This window comes from Microbacterium alkaliflavum, from assembly GCF_044325405.1.
GTDB classification, from domain to species: domain Bacteria; phylum Actinomycetota; class Actinomycetes; order Actinomycetales; family Microbacteriaceae; genus Microbacterium; species Microbacterium alkaliflavum.
The window spans coordinates 154,138-177,448 of record NZ_JBIQWL010000007.1; the positions used below are offsets into that span (position 1 = coordinate 154,138).

A 23,311-nucleotide genomic window follows, 5' to 3' on the forward strand; every position below is an offset into this window, starting at 1 on the left:
CTCTCCCCCCTCATCGTGGATCGCCTGCATCAGACACTCGGTCTCGGTGAGGCATTGTCCGGTCGAGATCGTCTCCTCGCCGTGGGTTCGATCCTGCACCTCGCACGCGACGGCGACGTCGTGTGGGGCACCGGTGTCAACGGGAAGATGCTTCAGAGCGTCTACCCCCGTCTGGACGTCCGCGCCGTGCGAGGGCCGCGCACCGCCGAGAGGCTGCACCGGGCAGGAGTCGAGGTGCCGGAGGTCTACGGCGATCCCGCCCTGCTGCTCCCGGACCTCTGGACCGACGAGCAGCTCGGCATCGAGCGCCGCTCGGGCGGGACCGTGCTCGTCCCGAATCTCCATGATCGGTCGCGCTTCCCCCAGAGCGCGATCAACCCCCGGGGCGACGTCCTCACATGCGTTCGCGAGATAGCGTCGGCCCGCCTTGTGATCGCGAGCTCCTTGCACGGCGTCATCGTCGCCGATGCCTACGGCGTTCCCGCTGTGCTGGTCGCCTCCTCGACGGAGCCGAGCTTCAAATACGAGGACTACTATCTCGGCACCGGACGTCCCGCCCCGACGCCCGCGGCCACGTGGCGGGATGCGATGGATGCCGTCCCCTCGGCGCCCATCACGGCCTGGTCATCTGGACCCCTTGTCAAGGCGTTCCCCGCCGACCTCTGGAGACCGAGTTCTCACGCCCCGCTGGACAGTCGGTAAGTGTCTCTGCGCATCCTCTTCGTCAGCCATTCGAACCCGTACGGCCCGTTCCGGGTGGGAAGTCATCATCTCGCGGGCGAATTCGCCGATCGGGGACACGAGGTCGTGCACCTGTCCACGCCGCTGTCGATCGCGCACGTGCTCACCGGGCGAATCCCCGTCGAGAGGGTGCGCGCCGCGCCGGTGGACCGGATCGGGCAGGACGGTGTCCGGTATCTCGTCCCGCGCAGCCTTCTGCCCGCCGGCGTCGGGCGGTTCCGGGTGCAGCACACCACGAGACGCCTCCGGCTCCCGCGATTCGACGTCGTCCTGATCGATCAGCCGTTGCTGTGGTCGCGCTCGCTGCGACGAGTCGGCGCGCGCATCGTCTACAGGCCGACCGACGAGTACCCGGAGGGGCTGAAGGCACGACTGCAGAAGGACGTCCTGCGCCACGCTGACGGTGTGGTCGCGACCTCGGGAGAGGTGCTGCGACGATTGGGCCCACTCGACATCCCGTCCGTGATTCTGGAGAACGGCGTCGATGTCCGTCGCTTCGCACCAGAACGCGTCGCGGCGCGCGCCCAGGTGTGCGTGTACGTCGGAGCCCTGGATTCACGATTCGACTGGGATCAGCTGAACGCCTGGGCCACGGAGTTCGGCGCCTGGCGATTCCTGGTGGCGGGGCCCGCCACGGAGGCACCCACCCGTCTGCCTCGGAACGTCGAGATGCTCGGGCCCGTGCGGTACGAAGAGCTTCCCCTGCTCCTCTCCGGCGCGCGCGTCGGTCTGCTCCCCCTCTCCGCACACTCGCTCAACGCCGGGCGCAGCCCGATGAAGCTGTGGGAGTACCTTGCGAGCGGACTCGCGGTGGTCTCTCGGGAGACTCCCGTGCTCCGGCCGATTCCGGAGATGGGCGTGTTCACCTACACCGATGCGACGGCAGCTTCATCAGCGTTGCGGGCGGCGATGCGCGTCGAGATCCCGAACGACGCGGGCGCAGATCGCGCGCGCGAACATTCCTGGACCGTGAAGGGCGAAGCCCTGCTCGAGTTCATCGCCTCGCTCCCGGCGGATCAACGCCCTGCCGGTTCTCGCCGGACGCGACGCGGCTGACTCACGGCGCGCTCGTAGGCGTCGACGAGGAGGTCCCCGATCGCCGTCCACTCGCGGCGCGACAGGTCAGGCCCGTCCGGGTCTCGATCAGCCGATCGCGAGAGTCGGACCAGCTCGAGCAGGGTGGGTGCGTCCAGCGGTCCCGCGTAGGTATGGACCCAGCCGGGCCCGAACTCGTCGACGAGGAGTTCGGTCGTCGGCGACGACGGCACGACGACAGGACGGCCGAGCGACAGCGCCAGAAGAGCCGCTCCCGAGTTGTGCATGGCCAGGTACGGGAGCACGACGACCTCGGCCGAAGCGATCGCGTCGGCGAGCTCTTGGTCGCTCACGAAGCGCAGGTCCACGTGGATCCGCGAGTCGAACGCGGCGAGCTCCCCGACCCGCGCCCCGGTGGCGTCATCGTCCGGTCGACCGAGGATGTGCAGACTGAGCTCGGCGTCGTCAGCCTCGATGAACGCGTGGAGGAGCTCCGGTGTCCCCTTGTAGCCACGGATCCGACCGAAGTTCAGCAACCGGCCGGCGACGGGAACGGCCGACGCGACGGGCGTGTACCAATCCCGGTAGTGGCCATGCGGCACGAGCACGGTGCGACTCGGGTCGGGCGTCGGCGTCTTCTCGTTGAGGATGATCCAGAGCGTCGTCAGCCGCTCGAGCCGCTCCAGCAGGAGGCGCTCCACCCACGACCCGTCCTCGTGGGGCTGCACGTTGTGCACGGTGCGGACGACGGGCTTGCGCTGGAGACGGATCCTGACGAGGAAGAGCGCGAACAGGGCATTCTTGACGATGCGCTCGAACACTCGAGCGTGCCTCAGCGAGTTCTCCGGCCAGTGGACATGCAACACGTCGAAGCGTTCCGTGAAGATCCTCGCCCACCGGAAGTACGACGTGCGCACCCGATCATGGGGCAGGGAGAGCACGAGCAGCGAGCTGTAGGGATTGTCGATCGGTCGGTCGCCGTGACGTTGCGGATCGGCGAGAAGCTGGAGCACACGGATCGGCCGCGCCTGCCCGTCACTCTTCTTCGTCACGGTCGTCCAAGGCGAGTTCGACGTCGTCCGCTGCGGACTCGGCGTGGCGACGCATCGCTTCCGCGATGGCCGAATCGATCTCGTCCAGCTTCTCGGAGGAGACCTGCTCGGCGATCATCCGCTGCCGCCATCCGACGGACCGAAGATCAGGTGTCACCCTGTGGACCTGCCAGTCACCCTCCATCCCAGCTCCCAGCAGGTGATCGCGGAACTCCATGTCGACGCGCTTGGCCCGAGGTGACGCCTCGAGCGTGATGAGCGCGCACGGGATGCCGTAGCTGTGACAGATCACGGTGACCCCGACGCTGCTGGTGATCACACCGTCGTACCCCGACAGCGTGTTGATCGCGGCCACGATCTGGTCCGGCTTCGCCCCCGCGATCGGGAACTCATCCACGTCTTCGGGCAGTTGGAACGGAATCCCCGCGTCGGAGTGATTCCGTACGAACACGAGTCGACCATTCGTCGCGCCGAGTCCGATCCGGTGCACACGACCGGCCAGCAAGCGAGGATCGCCGAAGCTGTCGACGGCCGGACCGCCGCCGCGCGCCACGACCCGTGCGGTGAGGGGCCCTCTGAGCGAGACGAAGTAGGCTCCCGGATCGACCCGCGCCTCCAGCTTCGAGACGCCCGTGCCCGCCACGATGGAGGTCGGACGTGCGAAAGCGGCGAGCGAACCGCCGAGCACGAGATGCGGCGGCGGATCGGCTGATCCGGCCAACGGCACGAACTGCACGGCGCGCCGAGTCGTCGCGTGGATGAGATACGGGTTGAGCCACTCGTCGAATGAGCCCGGCATGGGCTTGGGCCACCAGAACATCGGGATCGGACCGGCATCCCGCGCGGAGGCGGACCACGGGGTCGAGTAGCTGAGGAAGGCGTCCGCCCCGCCCATGGCGTTCCGCTCACGCTCCGTGAGCTCGCCGCTCGAGAGGAGCCGGACCGCAGCATTGTGATACGCGGCGCTCTGCCCGCGCTGCGCCTCGATGAGCAGTCGGTCGACCAGGGCGCTTCGTCGTGCCGACTCCTTCTCCGATGGCTTCGGCACGTCGACGGCGCCGCCATCGGTGTCGCCGCCGACCGCATCGGTCGCGCCCGCGGCCGAATCCGCGTTCGATCTGGCAGCGTGGCGCTCGCGGTCGCGCTCGAACCTCAGCGAGTCCCGCGCGAACCGCATCAGCGTCGGTGCCAGGCCGGACACCCGTCCGAAGTAGATGCGCAATGCCATCGCCATCACGATCGCAGTGGCGATCGCAAGGCCGCCGCTGAAGGTGCGCCACGCGACCAGCGCCAGGGCGACACCGCTCGCGGCCGAGGCCGCGCTCGCCGCGAACTCGGCGGAGAACACCCTCTCCCTGATGGGCGCCTCCACGCTCTTCTCGGTGCTCTCCATCAGGTCGCGCTGCACCCGGATCTGCCGCCGATAGAGAACCGACACCTGGAGAAGGACGAGGAGGGTCAGGATCGCGCTCACGGCCCCCACAACGAGGTCGAGGAACACGAGCAGCGCGAGCACGGCCACGATCTGCACCAGGTCGGCGATCACCGTCGAGACGCCGAATGCCTGCGCCCACTGCCAGGAGGCGGCTCCGACACCGGTTCTCTCCTGCAGATCGGCGAACGCACCGCGGAAGAGCCGCACTCGCCAGAACTTCGTCACGTGATGCAGGCCGCGTGTGACCGCGAAGCCGGCGAAGAACAATGCCAGCAGTCCGACGACGACGGCAGTCTGGCCCGCCAGTTCCCCGGTGCCCTCGACGAGGAGGCTCGAGAAGATCTGGAAGACGAGGAGCTCTCCGACCGGGACGAGGGCCATCAGCACCATGAGCGCGATCAGCTGCGAACGGCTCCGCCAATGCGGGAACTGGTGCGTGAAGGCCGCGAAGACGTCCCCGAACATCTCACGCTGCGGTGTCGTGCCAGTCGGCGACGGCCGACCGCAGAGCCGAGTCGACTTCGTCGAGCTTGGCCTCCGAAACGAACTCCCGCGCAAGCCGCGAGCGGAAATCGATCGAAGACATGTCCAAAGCTACGGCCGTCGGCTCCCACATCTCCTCTGTGGAGGCTCCGAGCGAATAGTCGCGGTACTTCATCCCCGATCCGGCGACAGACTCCTCGAATCCGCGGAAGCCCACGAGCGTCACAGGGATCCCGTAGCTGTGGCAGGCGATCATCACGTGCATCGCGCTGGTGACCACCCCGTCGTATTCGTGCATCTTCGCCAGGAGTGCGGCGAGATCATCGGGGCTGGAGCGGAGCACGCTGGCCTCGTCCATGTCCTCGGGCAGGCGGACGGGAAGGCTGGCGTGTGCGAAATGCCGCACGAGGAGCATCCGACCGTTCGAGTCGGTTCGCTCGATCGGCAGGAGGCGCCGCAGCAGGACACCGGGGTCGCCGAAGCTCTCGACCGCCGGGCCGCCGCGGTCCTTGAGCAGCGATGCCGTGAGCGGACCCCGCAGCGAGTGATACCGGGCGCCCGGGTGCACTTCAGCGGTCTCGGCGGACGCTCCCGTTCCGACGACGATGGACGACTCATTGACGAACCGCGCGATCGACCCGACGGCCACGAGGTGAGGCTTGCGCGCCTCGCCGGTGGGGGGCACGTACGCGACCGGCCGGCCCGCTGTGCGGGTGATCGCGAGCGGACTGATCCAGTCGCCGAAGTTTCCCGGGAACGGCCTCGGCCACCAGGCGAGCGAGATCGGCTGCTCCTGCCGATCACCGTACGCGGCGTATCGACCGAACGATTTGGCGGCTTCGAGAGTTGCAGCTTCGGTCGTGCTGAGGATTCCGCCGAGCGCGAGGCGCTCGACGATGTCCTCCAGGACGTCGTCCTTTCCCTGCTGACCGGCCGATATCGCCTGCGCGAGCAGTCGGGAACGATTGGTCGGCGCGTTCGGCGGAGTGGTCGGCCTCACCCGGTGGACGAGCGGCTGGCGCTTCGCCCACTCGTGCACGCGTTCCGCCTGTCCAGGAGCGAGCCGGATGACGCCGCCCTCGATCCACTTGAGCGTCGCGTACGTGCGCCGCCGGACCGCCGATCGCGCGGCGAGCGACCTGCGGGTGGCTCCTCCCTGCTCGGCACCGCCCGCGCGCGAATCACTCTTCGCTCGCGGCGACGCGTGCTGCTCGACCTTGTTGCGGAAGTGGGGCACGTTTCCACTGGATCCGAACTTGAAGAACGCCGGAACGCTTGCGTCACCGCGTCCCAGCACCGCGCCGGCGGGGATCACCTGGAAGTTCATCAGGTGGGCGTTTGCTCTCCACGACTCCTCGAAGAAGTAGTCGTCGGTGGCCTTCACCGTCGATTCACGCTCGAGACGCGCAGCGTCAGCCACGAACTTGCGCGCAGCCGGCGTCGTGTTGATGCCGAGGAAGGTCGGTGCCCAGAAGCGCGTCGCAGAGCTGTATCCGATCTCCATCGGCGTCGCGAATCCGTGCTGGAACCCGATCAGGTCGGCGCTGAACGTCTTCAGATACTGCGGGAAATCGAGAATCTCGCAGTCGACATCAGACCAGAAGATCCGCTTCTCGGGATTCTCCGTGCACACCTGGTGAAGGAATGCCACCTTCTGTCTGCAGATGTCCGCCCAGTCCTGGCCGTCCTCCTTGCGCACCTCGCGCAGGACGTGAGACACACCCAGTTCGTCGAGATTGCCCCTCAGCCGGTTCGCCGACTGTCTGTAATAGTCGTCGTCCGTGTAGAACGAGCACACGACAAGATCACCGAGCGAGGAGGACAAACACAGACCCTGTCTTGCGAGCGGCGGATGGCGCCGGGAAGGCGGAAATTGGGGAGCATACCATTCTACCCCGGCCCGTGACGCGACTTATGAGAAGGAGCTGAAGCACCTAAGCGGCCTGTCTCCTGCACCTGTTCCGACCGCGATGGTCGAGGCGCAGGACGTGTCCGATCAGGGTGCGCGGAAGAGGGGCCGACCTAGGCTCGCCGCCCGAGCGAGGCGATCCGCAAGCCGGACAGGACACCCCCGCGATAGGCGTGAGTGCCCAGCGCCTCGCCACCTCTCGATAGCGTCCGCCCCAGCAGGGCCGACGTGTCAGCGGCTCCGAGACGGGTCGCGGCCCTGCCGAGAATCGAGCTCTGGGCGGCAGGATGCCGCACCAGATGTCGCGCTTCAAGATCGATCTGAAGCGCCGTCTCGGTCGAATGCGCGCTGAACTCGAGCGTCACCTCGACGCGGTCGGCACCGGCCCGACGCCATCTCACCACCTGGATCGGACCTCCGTTCGCCTGCGCCCGAAGGGTTTGCGGCTCGGGAAGCGTCCCCGGGTTCGTCGGCGCGAAGGTGAGGGTCGCTTCGAAGGCTTCCCCGGGCGTCGTGCGGACGGTCGTCGTGATGGCCGCCCTCCGTGAGGTCATCCAGATGCCGCGCTCATCGCGAACCCCGAAGCCGGCCAGCCCGAAGTACCGCGACAGGTGCTGACGATCCCAGTTCTTGAAGTCGAATCCGTGCCCCGGCGTGACCGCTCGCACGGAGAGGCGCGGAATCGAGTCGTGCGGGAAGGTCTCGAGATACGCGTCGATGTCGAATCGCGGCAGCGGCATCGGGTCGGAAGCCATCGCCTCCTCCAGGGACTCGAATCTCTTGATCTTCGTCCGCCCGGTCCCCAGGTAGTAGTCGTGGTACTTCAACTCGTCTTCGCCGCCGATGGGGGCGAGCCAGTACGCCGGGATCCCCATCGCCTCGGCGAATATGACGCCGTGCAGAGAGCTTGCGAATACGCGGTCAGCACCCTTGAGCGCGCGCATCATCCCGAGCGGCGTCGTGTCCACCGACACGAATGAGCCCAGGTGCTCATAGTGTCGGCGCCTGAGGAGGAGATCGTCGTGGTAGTGGGGAACGATCCGATCGCCCCCGCGAGGCTCGACCTTCTCCAATTCGTCGGCGAACAGCCTCGGGAAGAGGACGCCAGGGTCGAAGAGCTGCCCGACACGGTCGGTCGACACGCCCGCGCGATGGAGGTAGTCGATGGACAACGGTCCGCGAACGGCCCGGACGTCGAGGTCGATGCCGCGTGGAAGCGGTTCCGATCCCCCCTTGACGCCCGCGCCCCACACGACATCGCCGTCCTGCGCTCGCTGCAACACCGATCCGATGGCGAGCATCCGAGGCTCTCCGGGCAGAGGGGTGCGCAGCTCCACGCCGGACATCCGCCTCGCCGCCCATCGAGAGGCGATGTCTCCGAAATTGCCCGTCGCGAACCGGCGGCCGCCCACGAAGCCGTCGAACAGCTTCCCCTTCGCATCGAACCAGAAGACCGGCAGGCTCGGCTGCTCCGAGACGTCGGGGCGAGGGCTTCGTGGGAGCGGCTGGAGCGGACGATCGTCCGACCGATGCGAATAGCCGGTGCGGACCGGCGGTCCGAGGCTCTCCTCGACCTGTGTCGGGGACATCACGGCGAGCGCGCATCGCTCATCGTTCAGCCCGTATGAGACGATCCACTCACCGGCGTCGGAGCGGACGAGGCCCCGTGGGTAGACGACGTCGTGGACATCCGGGTTGAGCTTGTCGTGCGCGAAGTCCGTCCCGGCCCGGCTCGGCAGATCGAAGGGAGCCCTCGACATCCGACGCACCCGGAACGGCGGCTTGCCTTCGAACTCGATCAACGCGGCCCGATAGACCCTGCCCTCCGGGACTTTGAAACTCGAGTGCGCCATCGCGAGGAGCGAGCCGTCGACCTGGAATGGCTGCGCTCCGCCGCGCAGCACACCGAAGACCTTCTCGTAGTTCGAGGTGAAGCCGCTGGTGAAAGCCGGCGCAGCCACGACGATCGGCCCGGGGGCGTCGAGATCCACACGGAGCACGCGGTGCGGCCGATAGGAGTAGCTCGCGTAGACCTCACCGTCGGACTCGAAGAGCGTCCAGTTCTTCTCGAGGCTGCGCCGATCACGTGTGGTGATCTCACGGGCCTCGCCGACGGTGTGCCGACCATCGTCGGTCATCTCGGCGATGAACTGGTGATTCGACGGTCGCGCGGCGCCGTCGTTCCACATGAGATAGAGGCGGCCCTTGAGCCGGAGATAGATCGGGTCCGCGTGCCAGGTCCGGGCGCGCTCGTCGAGTCCGGGATCTGCGAACGAGATCTGGTCGGAAAGGGGCGTCACACTCCCGGGGACCAGCGCGAAATCGTGGTCGAGAAGAGCAGCCGCGATGCGGCGGTGGTGGGAGTCGACGTGCACGACCCGGTAGGCGATCGCATAGCCGCCCGGGACGGCGGCGATGGTGGGATTGAACGCCCGGACAAGACCGCCGGCACGCCATTCCCCGGGCGTCAAGGCCGCCGCGTCGTATTCAATGAGTCGCATCGCCTAGGTATGGTATCGGTGCGCAGGAGCGCGGCCGGACCTGTCCACAGTCATCCGGCGTCGAGCACGTCCGACACCGCGGCCCCGACACTGTGCCAGTCGTACACGCCGACCGGAGGCGGCTCCACCCGTCGTCCGGTCGAGACCGCCGTCTCGAGCGCGGTCGCCCATTCGTCCACGTCGTGGGCGCCGTCGACCGCCCAGCCCCGATCGCCCACGATCTCGGCGACCGCCTCGCATCCGCGCCAGTAGACGACGGGAACGCCGCACGAGATCGACTCGAGCGCGGGCAGGCCGAAGCCCTCGAGCGTCGACGGCATGACGGTGGCTGCGGCGCCGCGGTAGAGCGCGGCGAGACGATCGTCGTCGATGCCGTGCAGCACCGTCACGCGCGCTCCGACGCCGAGCGCTGCCGCACGCGAACGCACAGCGGGGGCTTCGGGCTCGGGAATCACCGCGGCAAGCCGCACGGCCGGCGCCGCCACGAGAGCGCGCAGCACGACGTCGAGGTTCTTGTGCCGACGCATGTTCCCGACGAACAGGAGGTGCGGGTCGACGGACGTCTCCGCCGCACCGTCCGGCCGGAACGCGTCGGAGCATCCGTTCCCCGCATTCACGACCTCGACCGCGTCATCGCGCAGCCACTCGCGGATCGCCCGTGCCGAGGTCTCCGACACGGTGAGCACGACCCCTGCCTTGCGCACGGCATGACGCACGGGTCCGGCGTAGTAGGCCGAGAACTTTGCACGCCCAGGCCACGGCAGCTGGAGCTGGATGAGGTCGTGGATCGTCAGGATCTGCCGTCGTGCGCGAGTGAGCGCGCCGTAGCCGGGCGAGTAGACGAGCTCGTCCCTGCCGAGCGCCGGAAGCGGTCGGAAGGCGTCGAGCGGCGTGTAGGGGCTGCCGCCGAGCCCGAGCGGCTGCCATGTCAGCGCCAGGCGCGGGAGGACCTCGCTCGCGTACCGTCCGATCCCATGAGCGCCTCGGTAGCGGTCGTCGACGCGGATCCGCGTCACGGTCGCTGCGCGCCAGAGGATGCTGGTGCTCGTTCGGTCCCGATCGCGGTGGTGACCCACTCCATGACGCGGTCGACGAAGACGGGCGTGTCGAACTCGAAAGCCCGCGCCTCGCACGCTTCCGGCTGGGCCGCGACCGCGCGCTCGACGGCGGAGGTGAGCTCGGAGTGCGTCCAGTCGTGCACGAGCGCGCCGGTGACGCCGTCGACGACGCTCTCCGCCGTGCCGCCGACCGCGTTGGCCACGACGGGGGTCCCCGTCGCCATCGCCTCGAGCGGCATGATGCCGAAGTCCTCGATCGCCGGGAAGACCAGCGCGAGCGCGCGGCGGTAGAGCTCCTTGAGCACGGCGAACGACGGGCTGTGCACGAACACCACGAGTTCGTGCCGATCGGCGGCGAGCGCGCGGAGGCGGGCCTCGTCCGGCCCCTGACCGGCGAGCACCACGGGCACACCCAGGGCGACACCCGCCTCTATCACCCGGTCGAGCCGCTTGTACGGCACGAACCGCGAGACGCCGAGCAGGAACTCGGAAGGAAGCGCCGCGAGCGTCTGCTGCTCGGCGGGCGTGAAGTCGTCCGATCGCGACGCGAACGCCGCCGCATCGATGGGAGGGTGGATGACCGTCGCCTCGCGATCCCACGCGTCGGCGATGCGCCGCGCGACGAACGAACTGTTCGCGGCGATCGCGACCGGCTCCGCGGCCCGCTTGCGGTCCAGCGGCTTGAGCGGCGCCGAGACGGCGCGCGCGACGAAGCTGCCCCCGCGGCCGTCCATCTCCGGAGCCCACACGTATCGCGCGGGCGTGTGGGTGTAGACGAGCTTCGGCGCGTGGCGCGCGGGTCCGCCGAACCGGGCGTGATGAGCGAAGACGTGGCTGCTGCAGAGGATCCACTCCGCGTCGCGAGCGGGCAGCCGTCTCCACGCCGCCGGCATGAACGGCAGCGCAGCCGCCTTGCTCCTGCGCAGCGGTGTGCGCGCGAGGACAGACTCCTGCACGCCGTCGAAGCGTCCCTGACTGTCGTTCCAGAGGCAGAACCGCTCCGCGTCGGGGAAGACGCGGGACAGCACTTCGAAGACGTTCTCCGAGCCGCCGTGGCGCGCGAGCCATTCGTGGATCAGGATGCCCGACACGCGCTGCACCTCCCCGCAGCGTGCGCGAAAGGGCGCCGGGAGACGGCAATCAGGTCCACACACGCTCCTTCCGCTGCGCCGTCGGGCTCGGACATCGTCGCACGTTGCTCAGGTCGAGCAGCGCGGGGACATGCAAGGGGGGCCGAGCCCGCAGGCCCGACCCCCCTCGTCGCAAGTCCGAAAGACTTACTTGATGATCTTGGTCACCGTGCCGGCGCCGACGGTGCGGCCACCCTCACGGATCGCGAAGCCGAGGCCCTCTTCCATGGCGATCGGCTGGATGAGCTCGACCGTCATGTCGGTGGTGTCGCCGGGCATGACCATCTCGGTGCCCTCGGGCAGCGTGATGACGCCGGTGACGTCGGTGGTGCGGAAGTAGAACTGCGGGCGGTAGTTCGTGAAGAACGGGTTGTGACGGCCGCCCTCCTCCTTGGACAGGATGTACGCCGTGCCCTCGAAGTTGGTGTGCGGCGTGACCGAACCGGGCTTCACGACGACCTGGCCGCGCTCGACGTCGTCACGCTTGGTGCCGCGGAGGAGCAGACCACAGTTCTCGCCGGCCCAGGCCTCGTCGAGCTGCTTGTGGAACATCTCGATACCGGTGACGATCGTCTTCTGCGTCGGGCGCAGACCCACGATCTCGACCTCGGAGTTGATGGCGAGCGTGCCACGCTCGGCGCGGCCCGTGACGACCGTGCCACGACCGGTGATCGTGAAGACGTCCTCGATGGGCATGAGGAACGGCTTGTCCTTGTCGCGCACCGGGTCGGGGATCGACTCGTCGACGGCGTCCATGAGCTCGACGATCTTCTCGGTCCACTCGGCGTCGCCCTCGAGCGCCTTGAGGCCCGAGACGCGGACGACGGGGGCGTTGTCGCCGTCGAAGTCCTGCGACGAGAGCAGCTCGCGAACCTCGAGCTCGACGAGCTCCAGGATCTCCTCGTCGTCGACCATGTCCGACTTGTTCAGCGCGACGAGCAGGTAGGGCACGCCGACCTGCTTGGCGAGCAGCACGTGCTCACGCGTCTGCGCCATCGGGCCGTCGGTGGCGGCGACCACGAGGATCGCGCCGTCCATCTGGGCAGCACCGGTGATCATGTTCTTGATGTAGTCGGCGTGACCGGGGGCGTCGACGTGGGCGTAGTGACGCTTGGGGGTCTCGTACTCGACGTGCGAGATGTTGATCGTGATGCCGCGCTGGCGCTCCTCGGGAGCGGAGTCGATCGACGCGAAGTCGCGCTGCACGTTGGTGGCCGACGGGTACTTGTCGGCGAGCACCTTCGAGATCGCGGCGGTGAGCGTGGTCTTGCCGTGGTCGACGTGACCGATCGTTCCGATGTTCACGTGCGGCTTGGTCCGCTCGAACTTGGCCTTAGCCACTGGGTCCTCCTCAGGACGGTCGTGTAGAGGTTCCGGGCACTGGTTTGCGACCGGGTCTCTACGGGGATTTCTCTAGCTTAGTAGAGGGGTATCGGTTGATTCTGTGAAGTTGTGAGGCTGGATGCCGCGGCCCGGGCCGGCGTCGGCGCGGGGCCGCGGCATCCCGGGCGGATTACTCGCCCTTGTTCTTCTGGATGATCTCGTCGGCCACGTTGCGAGGAACCTCGGCGTAGCTGTCGAACTCCATCGAGTAGACGGCGCGGCCCGAGGTCTTCGAGCGCAGGTCGCCGATGTAGCCGAACATCTCCGAGAGCGGCACGAGGGCGCGGACGACCTTGACGCCCGCCGCGTCCTCCATCGACTGGATCTGGCCACGGCGGCTGTTCAGGTCGCCGATGACGTCGCCCATGTACTCCTCGGGCGTGCGGACCTCGACGGCCATGACCGGCTCGAGCAGCACGGGGTTCGCCTTGCGGGCGGCCTCCTTGAAGCCCATCGAACCGGCGATCTTGAACGCCATCTCAGACGAGTCGACGTCGTGCGACGCGCCGTCGTTGAGGATCGCCTTCACACCGACCATGGGGTAGCCGGCGAGGATGCCGACGGCCATGGCGTCCTGGAAGCCCTGGTTGGTGGGCTCGATGTACTCGCGCGGGATGCGGCCACCGGTGACCTTGTTCTCGAACTCGTAGATCTTGTCGGCCGTGACCTCGATGGGCTCGAGCGCGAACTGGATCTTCGCGAACTGGCCCGATCCACCGGTCTGCTTCTTGTGCGTGTAGTCGTGACGCTCGACGACCTTGCGGATCGTCTCGCGGTAGGCGACCTGCGGCTTGCCGACGTTGGCCTCGACCTTGAACTCGCGCTTCATGCGGTCCACGAGGATGTCGAGGTGCAGCTCGCCCATGCCCTTGATGACGGTCTGGCCGGTCTCGGCGTTCTGCTCGACGCGGAACGTCGGGTCCTCTTCGGCGAGCTTCTGGATGGCGACACCCAGCTTCTCCTGGTCGGCCTTCGTCTTGGGCTCGATGGCGACCTCGATGACGGGCTCGGGGAAGGTCATCGACTCGAGCACGACCTGGTTGGCCGAGTCCGACAGCGTGTCGCCGGTCGTCGTGTCCTTGAGGCCGATGACCGCGTAGATGTGACCGGCGGTCACCGAGTCGACGGGGTTCTCCTTGTTGGCGTGCATCTGGAAGATCTTCCCGATGCGCTCCTTCTTGCCCTTCGTCGCGTTGACGACCTGCGAGCCCGAGTCGAGGTGACCCGAGTAGACGCGGATGTAGGTGAGGCGGCCGAAGAACGGGTGCGACACGATCTTGAACGCGAGAGCCGCGAAGGGCTCGTCACGATCGGCGTGACGCTCGATGATGATCTCCTCGTCCTTCGGGTCGTGCGCCTCGATGGCGGGCACGTCGAGGGGCGAGGGGAGGTAGTCGACGACCGCGTCGAGCATGGGCTGCACGCCGCGGTTCTTGAACGCCGAGCCGCAGAGGACCGGGTAGATCTCGCCGTTGACCGTGAGCTTGCGGATGGCGCCCTTGATCTCGGCGACCGAGAGCTCCTCGCCGCCGAAGTACTTCTCGAGCAGGTGCTCGTCGGTCTCGGCGACCGTCTCGAGCAGGTGACGGCGGTATTCCTCGGCCTTGTCGGCGAGGTCGGCCGGGATCTCCTGGATCTCGTACTTGGCACCCATCGTCACGTCGCCCTTGGCGTCGCCGGGCCACACGAGGGCGCGCATCTCGACGAGGTCGATGACGCCGACGAAGTCGTTCTCGACGCCGATGGGCAGCTGCAGCACGAGCGGCTTGGCCTTCAGGCGGTTGACGATCGTGTCGACCGTGAAGTAGAAGTCGGCGCCCAGCTTGTCCATCTTGTTGACGAAGCAGATGCGGGGGACGTCGTACTTGTCGGCCTGACGCCACACGGTCTCGGACTGGGGCTCGACGCCCTCCTTGCCGTCGAAGACGGCGACCGCGCCGTCGAGGACGCGCAGCGAGCGCTCGACCTCGACCGTGAAGTCGACGTGGCCGGGCGTGTCGATGATGTTGATCTGGTTCTTGTCCCAGAAGCAGGTGACGGCGGCCGACGTGATCGTGATGCCGCGCTCCTGCTCCTGCTCCATCCAGTCGGTGGTGGCGGCGCCGTCGTGCGTCTCGCCGATCTTGTGGTTGACGCCCGTGTAGAAGAGGATGCGCTCGGTCGTCGTCGTCTTGCCGGCATCGATGTGCGCCATGATGCCGATGTTGCGGACCTTGGTGAGGTCGGTGAGCACTTCTTGTGCCACGGGGTGTTTCCTAACTTGTCGGAATCCGGGTGGTCGTCGGGTGGACGATCAGTCGGGTGGGGCGGTCGTGCCGAGGGGATGCCCCGGCACGACCGCCGCGCTGGTTACCAGCGGTAGTGCGCGAAGGCGCGGTTCGACTCGGCCATCTTGTGGGTGTCCTCGCGGCGCTTCACCGCGGCACCCAGGCCGTTCGAGGCATCCAGGATCTCGTTCTGGAGGCGCTCGGTCATGGTCTTCTCACGACGGCCCTTGGCGTAGCTGACGAGCCAGCGGAGGGCGAGCGTGTTGGCGCGGTGAGGCTTGACCTCGACCGGCACCTGGTAGGTCGAGCCGCCGACGCGGCGCGACTTGACCTCGAGGGTCGGGCGCACGTTGTCGAGGGCCTTCTTGAGCGTGGCGACGGCGTCCTGGCCGTTCTTGGCCTCGACACCCTTGAGGGCGTTGTAGACGATCGACTCGGCGAGCGACTTCTTGCCGTCGACGAGGATCTTGTTCACCAGCTGGCTGACGATCGGAGCGCCGTAGACCGGGTCGTTGACGACGGGGCGCTTCGGGGCGGGTCCCTTACGAGGCATGTTCCTTAGCCCTTCTTCGCGCCGTAGCGGCTGCGGGCCTGCTTACGGTTCTTGACTGCCTGGGTGTCGAGCGCACCGCGGACGATCTTGTAGCGGACACCGGGGAGGTCCTTCACACGACCGCCACGGACGAGCACGAGCGAGTGCTCCTGGAGGTTGTGGCCCTCACCGGGGATGTAGGCCGTGACCTCGGTGCCGTTGCGGAGCTTGACACGGGCGACCTTGCGCATCGCCGAGTTCGGCTTCTTGGGCGTGGTCGTGTACACGCGGGTGCAGACACCCGCCTGCTGCGGGTTCGCCTTGAGCGCCGGCGCCTTGGTCTTCGAGACCTTGGGCGAGCGACCCTTGCGAACCAACTGCTGAATGGTTGGCACGTTCTCTCCTTGTTGCTGCTGCACGGTGACAGCGTTCGTGTCTCCCCCGGGCGATCCGGATCTTTCGATCTGTTGCGCGCCGGGCTCACGTGGATCCACCGGCGCGGCATGATGGTGCCGAGCTGTTGTGTGGTGGATATGCCGTGGGGGTGACCTGTTCGCAGGCCGTTCCCTGAGATGCGGCGCTCCCAGGCCGACTTCCGCGCCGAGGCACGGCGGACGGCGCGCGAGAGCGCACACCCTCCTATGATACGCGGGATGCCTGGGGGCGGTCAAACCCGCGCGCGCCGCGGTGAGACGGCTCAGCCCGTCGTCGTGAACAGGGCCACGAGCACGGCGACGGCGGCGACGAGCACGAGCGAGGCCAGCACGACCGTGATCGCCGTGCGGCGGCGGGCGCGTCGGCGGGCCACCGCCTCCCCGGCCGCCGTGTCGGCGAGCGGCTGAGGATCACGCGTCGCCGGAGGGCGGCGCGTGATGCTCGCAGACTGCGGGGGGCGCGGCGCATAGCTGGCCCGGACGGTGTCGGGGGCCTGCGCGATGCGGCCGTTGGCGGGAAGGTCGGCGGCGCTCGTCGCCGCGATGCGGTCGGGGGATGCTTTGGCCTCGACCCCGCGGGCTGCGCGACGCCGCGACTCCTGGCGCGCCACGACGGTCGAGCCGTCTTCGGGCTCGGGCTCGCCGGGAGCGGACTCGTCGACGGGGTTCGCAGTGCGGCGCGGGCCCGGTGCGTCGGAGGCCTCGGGAGGCGTCGCCGGGGCGACCTCGTCGAGGGCCCTTCTCCGCGTCCGCCGCGAGACGTCGGTGTCGTCGTCGACGTCGTCGCGAGGGATGCGGACCGTGCTGTCGTCGACCTCGGGCTCGTCGTCGCGAGGATCGCTCACGCGTCACTCCGGTTGAGCGACACCTCCGCGTCGCCGAGCAGGAAGCGCTCGCCCGCCTCGGTCGCCTCCCCCGGCTCCGCGGCGACCTCGGTGCCCATGAGGGTCGTGAAGAGCACGCCGTTGGTCGAGCCGAGGTCGGTGATGAACCACCGGTCCTCGCGCAGCTCAAGGCGCGCGTGCGTCTTGGACACGGTGCGCGTGTCGTCGTCGAGCGACACGAGCTGGGCACCGGGGAACTCGGGATCGACCGACGGGCGGCGGCCGAGGATCACGGTGTCGGCCGTCAGCGGCACACGGGCCCCCGACGGGGTCGTGAGGGTCCACGCCGTCCGCTTGCGCCGCGCGACGATCGTCTCCTCGAGCTCGTCCTCCTCGGGGATGTGCGGCGACGTGTGCAGCGCCGACACCGACGATCGCGCCGAGCGAGGCATGCCGGCATCCGGAGCGCCCGCGATCGCCGAGACCGGGCCCGAGCTCTCGGCGAACGCGTCACCCTCGCCGGGCATGGGCGAGGGAGCGGGTGCCCACGGCTCGCGCGAGACGGCCGGCGTGGGCGCGGCGGGAACCTGCGTCACGGGCGGCATCGCGGAGGGCGCCTCGTCGGGCAGCCCGGGCGCGTCGGCGGGAACGGATCGGCGGGGAGCTGCCGAGACGGGCGCGGGGGCGCCCGACACGGCGTCGGTCACCTCGCTCGTCGCCGAGGCGGCGCCGAAGTCGAAGTCCCACGACGGCTCCGAGTCCTCGTCGGGGAGCTCCCATGCGGGGGCGTCGAGCGGCGCAGCAGAGCGGCGCGCGATGGGCGGGAAGGCGGGGGCCGATGCCGAGTCCACGGGCGTCTCACCGGTGTCGTCGCGATCGGTCGCCGCCCAGGAGGGCACCGCCGACGTGGGGACCCCCGATGCCGGAGCCGGCGCGGCGGGGGCCGGCGCGGCGGGAGCCGGGAAAGCCGCGGCCGGGGCCGGCGCGGCTGGAGCCGGGAAAGCCGCGGCCGGGGCCGGGGGCGGAACGGGGGGCACAGCCGGCGCCGGGCCGGCCGACGGGGCGGCGGTCGGCGCGGTGGGTGCCGCCGCGAGGGGAGAGGCGGGCGCGGGCGGTGCCGGTGCTGCGGCGACCGAGGACGCGGGCGTCGGCGGCAGGGGCGGCGGCGTCCATCCCGCCGCGGGGGCGGGCCGTCCGTACGCGGGCGGCGGCGCTGTCGGCGTGTACGCGGGCGCCGCGGGGCTGCCGGGAAGCGGGGGCGGCGGGGCGATGTCGGGCAGCCCGGTGCGCACAGGCCCGCGGGCGGCCTCCTCGCGGCCGAGCCAGCGATCGGGGCCGAAGCCGAGCACGGTCGCCCAGATCGGGAACAGCAGCGCGGCGAGGACCGTCATCCCTCCGCCGTGGCCGAACGCGACATTGACGCGGTACGACGCGACGACGAGCAGGACGAAGCCGACCACGGGCACGAGGAACAGCAGCACGAGCCACGCCGAGAGGCCTGCCACCTGGAGGAAGACCACGAGGTTGAGGACCGGCACCCACGCCTTCCAGGCGGACTCGCCGCTCTTGCGGAAGACCGCGCCCAGGGCGATCGCCGTCCACGCGTAGAAGAGCACGAACGACACGAGCGACAGCGTCGCGAGCGTGACGGTGTTCCACATTTCGAGGTTGGTCATGGCGAAGTGCGCTCACGCCGTGCGGCGCGGCGCTGCCCCCTTTCGGCGGTGCGCTCCCTGAACCCCGCCGTCGGAGCCAGGTGTCGTATGAACGATCTCAACGATACGGCGGCCCGCACGCGACGCCAGAACCCGCTCTCGGCGGACAGACCGCGTCGTTCGGCGTCGACGATGCGCCAGAACTCCTCGGCCTCGTCGGCCGTCGCGACACCGCCCGAGAAGACGGCACGGTCGGCGCCCTCGGCCAGCGCGGCCCCCGACGTCGTGGCGAACCCTGCGGCGAGCTCCCCTCGCGTCGAGGCCTTCGGCGCCCCGCGCCCCGCGTCGATCGCCGCGTCGACGTACTCGTCCCATCCGCCGGCGATGCGCGCGACGGGCGCGCCCTGCGTGCGGCGGCCGCGCCGGCGGAAGCCCTTCGCGGCGACGATCGCGAGGAACGGCCCGAGCGCGAGCACGAGGATCGCCGCGACGACGCCCGTCGCACGCAGCGTGGGCCAGAGCCACGCGAGGTCGAGGCCGGCATCCTTCGGCGAGGTGTCGTCGGCGCCCGAGTCCTCCTGTACGGGGTCGGGCGGCACGACCTCTTCGACGGAGTCCGGCCGCACCTCTGTGACGTTCTCCGGGTCGCGCTGCTCCGTCACGTCGAGGCTCGGCGAGCTGGCGTGCTGCGGCGTCACGTCGATCGGCACCCACAGCCCCGAGGCATCCTGAACCTCCGTCCAGGCCGAGAGGTCCGCCGCGCGGCAGGCGCCCGCATCGCACGTCGAGAGGTCGGGGTCCGACGACGACAGGCGCGCGCCCACGACGACCCGGGCCGGGAAGTCCAGCTCCCGGGCGATGAGGGCGACCGCGACGGCGAACTGCTCGTCGTCGCCGACGGCCGCGACGTAGTTGCCGGATGCCTCGGCACGCGGATCGGTCTCGCGCTCGAGCAGTCGCGTGAAGAGGGTGTCGATGCGCGCGAGCGAGTGCCCGGACGCGCTCGGCTGGAAGGTGTACCCCGTGAGCTCGCTCATCCACGCGGGTGTCTGATCGCCCACCGCGAGCGCGTGGCTCAGGTAGCCGCGCTCGCGCAGGAGCCGCACGAGCCCGTCGAGCGCCGCCCCGCCGGACCCTGTGGCGTGCCGCTGCACCCACTCCGTGAGGCTCTTCGGCGCCACCACCGACGAGTCGACGCCGCCTGGTGCGTCCAGCGACGCGAGATCGGGCAGCACGGGTTCGACGGCCTGCAGCCGGTACGCGTCGCCCGTTTCGAGGCCGTCGCCCGCCGTCTCGACGCCGGCCTCGGCGGAGGCGCTGTAGTAGAAGCTGTCGGCCAGGCTCGACGCGCGGTCGCCGTCGAACGTGATCGCCGCCAGACGGCCGGTCGTCGGCATCCAGATCCCCGTGAGCGAGTCGATCGCGACGGTCATGCTCACGTCCTGCCCCGCCCCTGCATCGAGCGTCGAGGGCACGCGCACGAACCGGCCCTGGTCGACGGCGCCGCCGCCCCCCGCGCGGAACACCTCGCCGTCGTAGTTGTCGAGCGTCGCGAGGCGGACGCGCGACGGCGAGCCGTGCTGGACCGCGACGCGGAACAGCACGTTGTCGGCCCGGGCGTCGTCGAACTCGGAGCGATAGGTCGTGAGCGGGCTGACCTCGGCAGCGAGGTCGAGCTCGGGCCCGACCGCCGAGCGCAGGACGTCGCGCTCCGCGCCGCGCGCCGCCCACGGCACGACCACGGCGCCGATGACGACCGCGATGGCGAGCATGCCGACGCCGAGCGCCGTGCGGCGGCGGTCGGCGGTCGACGGACGGCGCGACACGCGCACCCCGCTCGACTCGGCGGCGCGCCGCAGCGCGCGGATGCGCTCGTCGCGGTTGCGCCACGCGAGCCACAGGACGCTCGCGACGAGCACGGCCACGCCGATCGCGGTCTCGAGCGGGGCGAAGATCGTGATCGGGCCGATCGAGACAGGAGCGCTCGTGACGGCCCGGCCGAAGAACAGGCCGAACGACGTCATCGCGACGCCGACGGGCGCGGCCGCATAGGCGGCGCGGTCGTCACGCCACGAGAGCACGAGCGTCGCGCAGGTGCCGACGAGGAAGACGACCAGGGCCGGCACGAGCAGATTGCGGTAGGTGCCGACGGGGAGGTCGACGGTGACGAGGTCCTTCCACGCGAACACGGTGCCCATCAGGAGGTCGCCGAGCCCGCGAAGCGCCTCGAGCGGCGCGCCGAGGCGCGAGGGCACCGCGAGGGGCACGCCGAAGACGAGGAACGCAGCGGTGACAGCGATCGCCGTCATCCAGCCGTCCCAGCGGCGCAGGCGCGAGACGACGGCGATGCCGGTCGCCAGGACGACGGAGGCGCCGACGAGCAGGAGGTACCAGCCGGAGCGGTACACGGGCCAGGCGGCGACGGCGGCGATGACGACGACGGCGCCCGTGTAGAGGGCGCCGGCGACCAGCCGCGGGACAGCCGGCGACGGCGCGCGGTGCGGCGTGGTCAGCGCGGTGGCGGTCACGACGTCGCCCCCCGCAGGAGCAGGCCCGAAAGGTCGTCGAGCGTGCCGACCGTCAGGACGCTGAGTCCCGCGAGCGACTGCATGCGAGGGTGCGCGCGCTCGTCGCAGATGACCGCGACGACGGCCGTGTCGGAGGGGAAGCCGAGCGCGGCCTGCTGCAGGCGTGTCAGCGAGACGCGCGAGCCCGTCACCAGGACAGCTATCGACAGCCGCTCGTTGGCTTCCGCCGTCAGCCGGCAGACGTCTTCGATCGGCATCGTGTTCTCGAGCAGGTCGATGCCGCTGAACCCGTCGAGCATCGTGCGGGGGGATGCCGCGGCGAGGTGCTGCACGGCGCGCAGGCGCCCGCGCACGACACGCGGCACCTCGGAGCCGACGACGATGTCGACGTCGCGCGCGTCGCGGACGGCCCGCAGCCCGAGCGAGGCGGCCGAGCTCACGGCGAGCTCGAACTCGTCGGCATCCGCGTACTCCGCCTCGGCGATGGCGAGGACGATCGCCATGCGCGATCGCCGCGACTCCTCGTACTGACGCACCATGAGCTGGCCGGTCTTCGCCGTCGACTTCCAGTGCACCTGGCGCCAGGAGTCGCCCGGCGCGTACTCGCGGATCGCGTGGAACGACATGTCGGCGTCGACGAGCCGGCGGGTCGGCGCCCCCTCGAGGTCGCGGATGAGCCCGGCGCTCGTCGACGGCACCACGATCGTCCGGGGGTGCACGTAGAGCTCGTGCACGTCTTCGAACGCGTGCTCGCGGCGCAGCAGGCCGAGCGGATCGCTGCGCACGGTCGTCGCCGGCCCGACCGTCACGATGCCGCGGCGCAGCTCGGGGATGTCGAGCGGCTGGCCGATGGTGTGGCCGGGGCGCAGCAGCGGCACGCCGAACTCGACGAGGCCGTCGCCGACGGGGATGTCGATGCGTCCGGGCAGCGCCGTGCGCTTGCCGTCGTTGCGCACGACGATCTCGCCGACGACGCCCTGACCCGCGACGACCCGCTCGTGCGCCAGCGAGAGATCGACGTCGTACGACCGCGCGCCGAAGAGGAACGGCACGGCCATCGCGAGCAGCAGCAGCGAGATGGCGCCCGCGACCATCCACTCGACCCAGCCGAACGCGATGGCGAGGCCGAGTCCCACCGTGGCCGCGGCGAAGACCAGCACGCCGGCGGGACGCACGGTGCGGGCCGCCCACGTCGCCGCCTCGCCCACCGCCGAGCCGAATGCGCGCGACGCCTGCGTCGCCCACATGACGGCCCCGACGAGCGCGCGGCCGCGCCGCAGCGGGGCGACGGTGCGCGTCGTCGCCCCGACACCCGTGGCCGAGCCGGTGGATGTCGTGGTGCGCGTGATGCGGGATTCGGTGAGGCTCATACGGCCTCGCGGCGGGAGGGTGGTGCGATGTCGAGCAGCACCTGGCCGACGACGGCCTCCTGCGTGACGCCGTCGAACTCGGCTTCGGGATGCAGGATGAGCCGGTGCGAGAGCACGGGGACCGCGAGAGACTTGACGTCGTCGGGTGTGGCGTAGGTGCGGCCCTGCGAGGCGGCCCGCGTGCGCGCCGCGTGCGTGAGGGCCAGGGCGCCGCGGATGCTGACGCCCAGCCGCACCTCGTCGGCCGAGCGCGTGGCATCCACGAGTCTCGCGATGTAGTCGAGCACGAGGGCGTCGACGTAGACGTCGTTCGCCAGGTCAGCCATGCCGACGAGCGCCTGCGGCGTGATGATGGGGCTCAGCTCCTCGGTCGCGACGGCCGCGCCGTCGAGGATGCGCACGGTCGAGGCGTGGTCGGGGTAGCCCAGCGACGCGCGCATCATGAAGCGGTCGAGCTGCGCCTCGGGCAGACGGTAGGTGCCTGCCTGCTCGACGGGGTTCTGCGTCGCGAGCACGAGGAACGGCACGCCGACGGGGCGGGTGACGCCGTCGATCGTGACCCGGCCCTCCTCCATGACCTCGAGGAGCGCCGACTGCGTCTTCGGGCTCGCACGGTTGATCTCGTCGGCGAGCACGATGTTGGCGAACACGGGACCGGCATGGAACTCGAACTGGCCGGCCTTCTGGTCGTAAACGGTGATGCCGGTGATGTCGCCGGGCAGCAGGTCGGGGGTGAACTGGATGCGCGTGTTCGTGCCCTGCACCGACTGCGCCATCGCCCGCGCCAGCGACGTCTTGCCCGTGCCGGGGACGTCCTCGAGCAGCACGTGCCCGTCGCTGAGCATCGCCGTCAGCACCAGCTCGACGACGTGGCGCTTGCCCAGGATGGCGCGCTCGACGTTGTCGGAGATCTGGGCGAACGTCCGGGCGAACCAGGTCGCCTGCTCCTGCGTCAGGGTCATGGGGGATGTCCT

General features: G+C 69.7%; 17 protein-coding genes. 2 read left to right on the plus strand and 15 right to left on the minus strand.

Translation table 11 applies throughout. The features are described 5' to 3' along the window. The first annotated feature begins 81 nt into the window (after positions 1 to 81). Both ACH3VR_RS17455 and ACH3VR_RS17460 read left to right on the plus strand, forming a co-directional pair. Positions 82 to 702, plus strand: a complete 621-nt coding sequence (locus ACH3VR_RS17455) for a polysaccharide pyruvyl transferase family protein (RefSeq protein ID WP_397557589.1) — start codon at positions 82 to 84, stop codon at positions 700 to 702. After that, on the plus strand, positions 703 to 1,797 hold the full coding sequence (locus tag ACH3VR_RS17460; protein WP_397557590.1) for a glycosyltransferase: 1,095 nt from the start codon (positions 703 to 705) through the stop codon (positions 1,795 to 1,797). Here the strand turns inward: ACH3VR_RS17460 and ACH3VR_RS17465 are convergent. From ACH3VR_RS17465 to ACH3VR_RS17535, 15 genes are all read right to left on the minus strand, one after another. Continuing rightward, entirely contained in the window at positions 1,758 to 2,828 is a 1,071-nt protein-coding gene (locus ACH3VR_RS17465; protein WP_397557591.1) for a glycosyltransferase, read from the minus strand. The two genes, ACH3VR_RS17460 and ACH3VR_RS17465, sit on opposite strands and share 40 nt — an antisense overlap. Further along, the gene (locus ACH3VR_RS17470; RefSeq protein ID WP_397557592.1) at positions 2,812 to 4,728 is read right to left on the minus strand and encodes an ABC transporter ATP-binding protein; all 1,917 of its coding nucleotides are present in this window, start codon (positions 4,726 to 4,728) and stop codon (positions 2,812 to 2,814) included. Before ACH3VR_RS17470 ends, ACH3VR_RS17465 begins: the two co-directional genes overlap by 17 nt. Position 4,729: 1 nt before the next feature. Next, positions 4,730 to 6,571, minus strand: coding sequence for a polysaccharide pyruvyl transferase family protein (locus ACH3VR_RS17475; RefSeq protein ID WP_397557593.1), 1,842 nt, complete (start codon positions 6,569 to 6,571; stop codon positions 4,730 to 4,732). Between the two features lie 197 nt (positions 6,572 to 6,768). Then, positions 6,769 to 9,156: a polysaccharide pyruvyl transferase family protein gene (locus tag ACH3VR_RS17480; RefSeq protein ID WP_397557594.1), complete on the minus strand. Its 2,388-nt coding sequence runs from the start codon at positions 9,154 to 9,156 to the stop codon at positions 6,769 to 6,771. A 50-nt stretch (positions 9,157 to 9,206) separates the two neighbouring features. Further along, entirely contained in the window at positions 9,207 to 10,172 is a 966-nt protein-coding gene (locus tag ACH3VR_RS17485; protein WP_397557595.1) for a glycosyltransferase family 4 protein, read from the minus strand. Further along, the gene (locus ACH3VR_RS17490; protein WP_397557596.1) at positions 10,169 to 11,305 is read right to left on the minus strand and encodes a glycosyltransferase; all 1,137 of its coding nucleotides are present in this window, start codon (positions 11,303 to 11,305) and stop codon (positions 10,169 to 10,171) included. The genes ACH3VR_RS17485 and ACH3VR_RS17490 overlap by 4 nt, the downstream gene beginning before the upstream one ends. 186 nt (positions 11,306 to 11,491) lie before the next feature. Further along, positions 11,492 to 12,685, minus strand: coding sequence for an elongation factor Tu (gene tuf / locus ACH3VR_RS17495; protein ID WP_345801522.1), 1,194 nt, complete (start codon positions 12,683 to 12,685; stop codon positions 11,492 to 11,494). A 172-nt stretch (positions 12,686 to 12,857) separates the two neighbouring features. Further along, the gene (gene fusA, locus ACH3VR_RS17500; RefSeq protein WP_397557597.1) at positions 12,858 to 14,972 is read right to left on the minus strand and encodes an elongation factor G; all 2,115 of its coding nucleotides are present in this window, start codon (positions 14,970 to 14,972) and stop codon (positions 12,858 to 12,860) included. Positions 14,973 to 15,076: 104 nt separating this feature from the next. Next, positions 15,077 to 15,547, minus strand: coding sequence for a 30S ribosomal protein S7 (gene rpsG, locus ACH3VR_RS17505; protein ID WP_042538706.1), 471 nt, complete (start codon positions 15,545 to 15,547; stop codon positions 15,077 to 15,079). A 5-nt stretch (positions 15,548 to 15,552) separates the two neighbouring features. Then, positions 15,553 to 15,921 (minus strand): 30S ribosomal protein S12, encoded by a 369-nt coding sequence (gene rpsL, locus ACH3VR_RS17510; RefSeq protein WP_018171438.1) that lies wholly within the window; start codon positions 15,919 to 15,921, stop codon positions 15,553 to 15,555. 302 nt (positions 15,922 to 16,223) lie between these two features. Continuing rightward, positions 16,224 to 16,805 carry a hypothetical protein gene (locus ACH3VR_RS17515; protein WP_397557598.1) on the minus strand — a complete coding sequence of 194 codons (582 nt, stop codon included), beginning with the start codon at positions 16,803 to 16,805 and terminating at the stop codon, positions 16,224 to 16,226. After that, entirely contained in the window at positions 16,802 to 18,460 is a 1,659-nt protein-coding gene (locus ACH3VR_RS17520) for a DUF5684 domain-containing protein (RefSeq protein ID WP_397557599.1), read from the minus strand. Before ACH3VR_RS17520 ends, ACH3VR_RS17515 begins: the two co-directional genes overlap by 4 nt. Continuing rightward, positions 18,457 to 20,967, minus strand: coding sequence for a transglutaminaseTgpA domain-containing protein (locus ACH3VR_RS17525; protein WP_397557600.1), 2,511 nt, complete (start codon positions 20,965 to 20,967; stop codon positions 18,457 to 18,459). The genes ACH3VR_RS17520 and ACH3VR_RS17525 overlap by 4 nt, the downstream gene beginning before the upstream one ends. Further along, positions 20,964 to 22,337: a DUF58 domain-containing protein gene (locus ACH3VR_RS17530; protein WP_397557601.1), complete on the minus strand. Its 1,374-nt coding sequence runs from the start codon at positions 22,335 to 22,337 to the stop codon at positions 20,964 to 20,966. Before ACH3VR_RS17530 ends, ACH3VR_RS17525 begins: the two co-directional genes overlap by 4 nt. Beyond that, positions 22,334 to 23,299, minus strand: coding sequence for an AAA family ATPase (locus ACH3VR_RS17535; protein WP_397557602.1), 966 nt, complete (start codon positions 23,297 to 23,299; stop codon positions 22,334 to 22,336). Before ACH3VR_RS17535 ends, ACH3VR_RS17530 begins: the two co-directional genes overlap by 4 nt. Positions 23,300 to 23,311 lie beyond the last annotated feature (12 nt).

Excerpts from the sequence above, each read along its gene's own strand:
- ACH3VR_RS17535 (WP_397557602.1), bottom strand. The coding sequence starts at position 23,299 with ATGACCCTGACGCAGGAGCAGGCGACCTGGTTCGCCCGGACGTTCGCC.
- ACH3VR_RS17470 (WP_397557592.1), bottom strand. The coding sequence starts at position 4,728 with ATGTTCGGGGACGTCTTCGCGGCCTTCACGCACCAGTTCCCGCATTGG.
- ACH3VR_RS17520 (WP_397557599.1), bottom strand. The coding sequence starts at position 18,460 with ATGACCAACCTCGAAATGTGGAACACCGTCACGCTCGCGACGCTGTCG.
- rpsG (WP_042538706.1), bottom strand. The coding sequence starts at position 15,547 with ATGCCTCGTAAGGGACCCGCCCCGAAGCGCCCCGTCGTCAACGACCCG.
- ACH3VR_RS17480 (WP_397557594.1), bottom strand. The coding sequence starts at position 9,156 with ATGCGACTCATTGAATACGACGCGGCGGCCTTGACGCCCGGGGAATGG.
- ACH3VR_RS17530 (WP_397557601.1), bottom strand. The coding sequence starts at position 22,337 with ATGAGCCTCACCGAATCCCGCATCACGCGCACCACGACATCCACCGGC.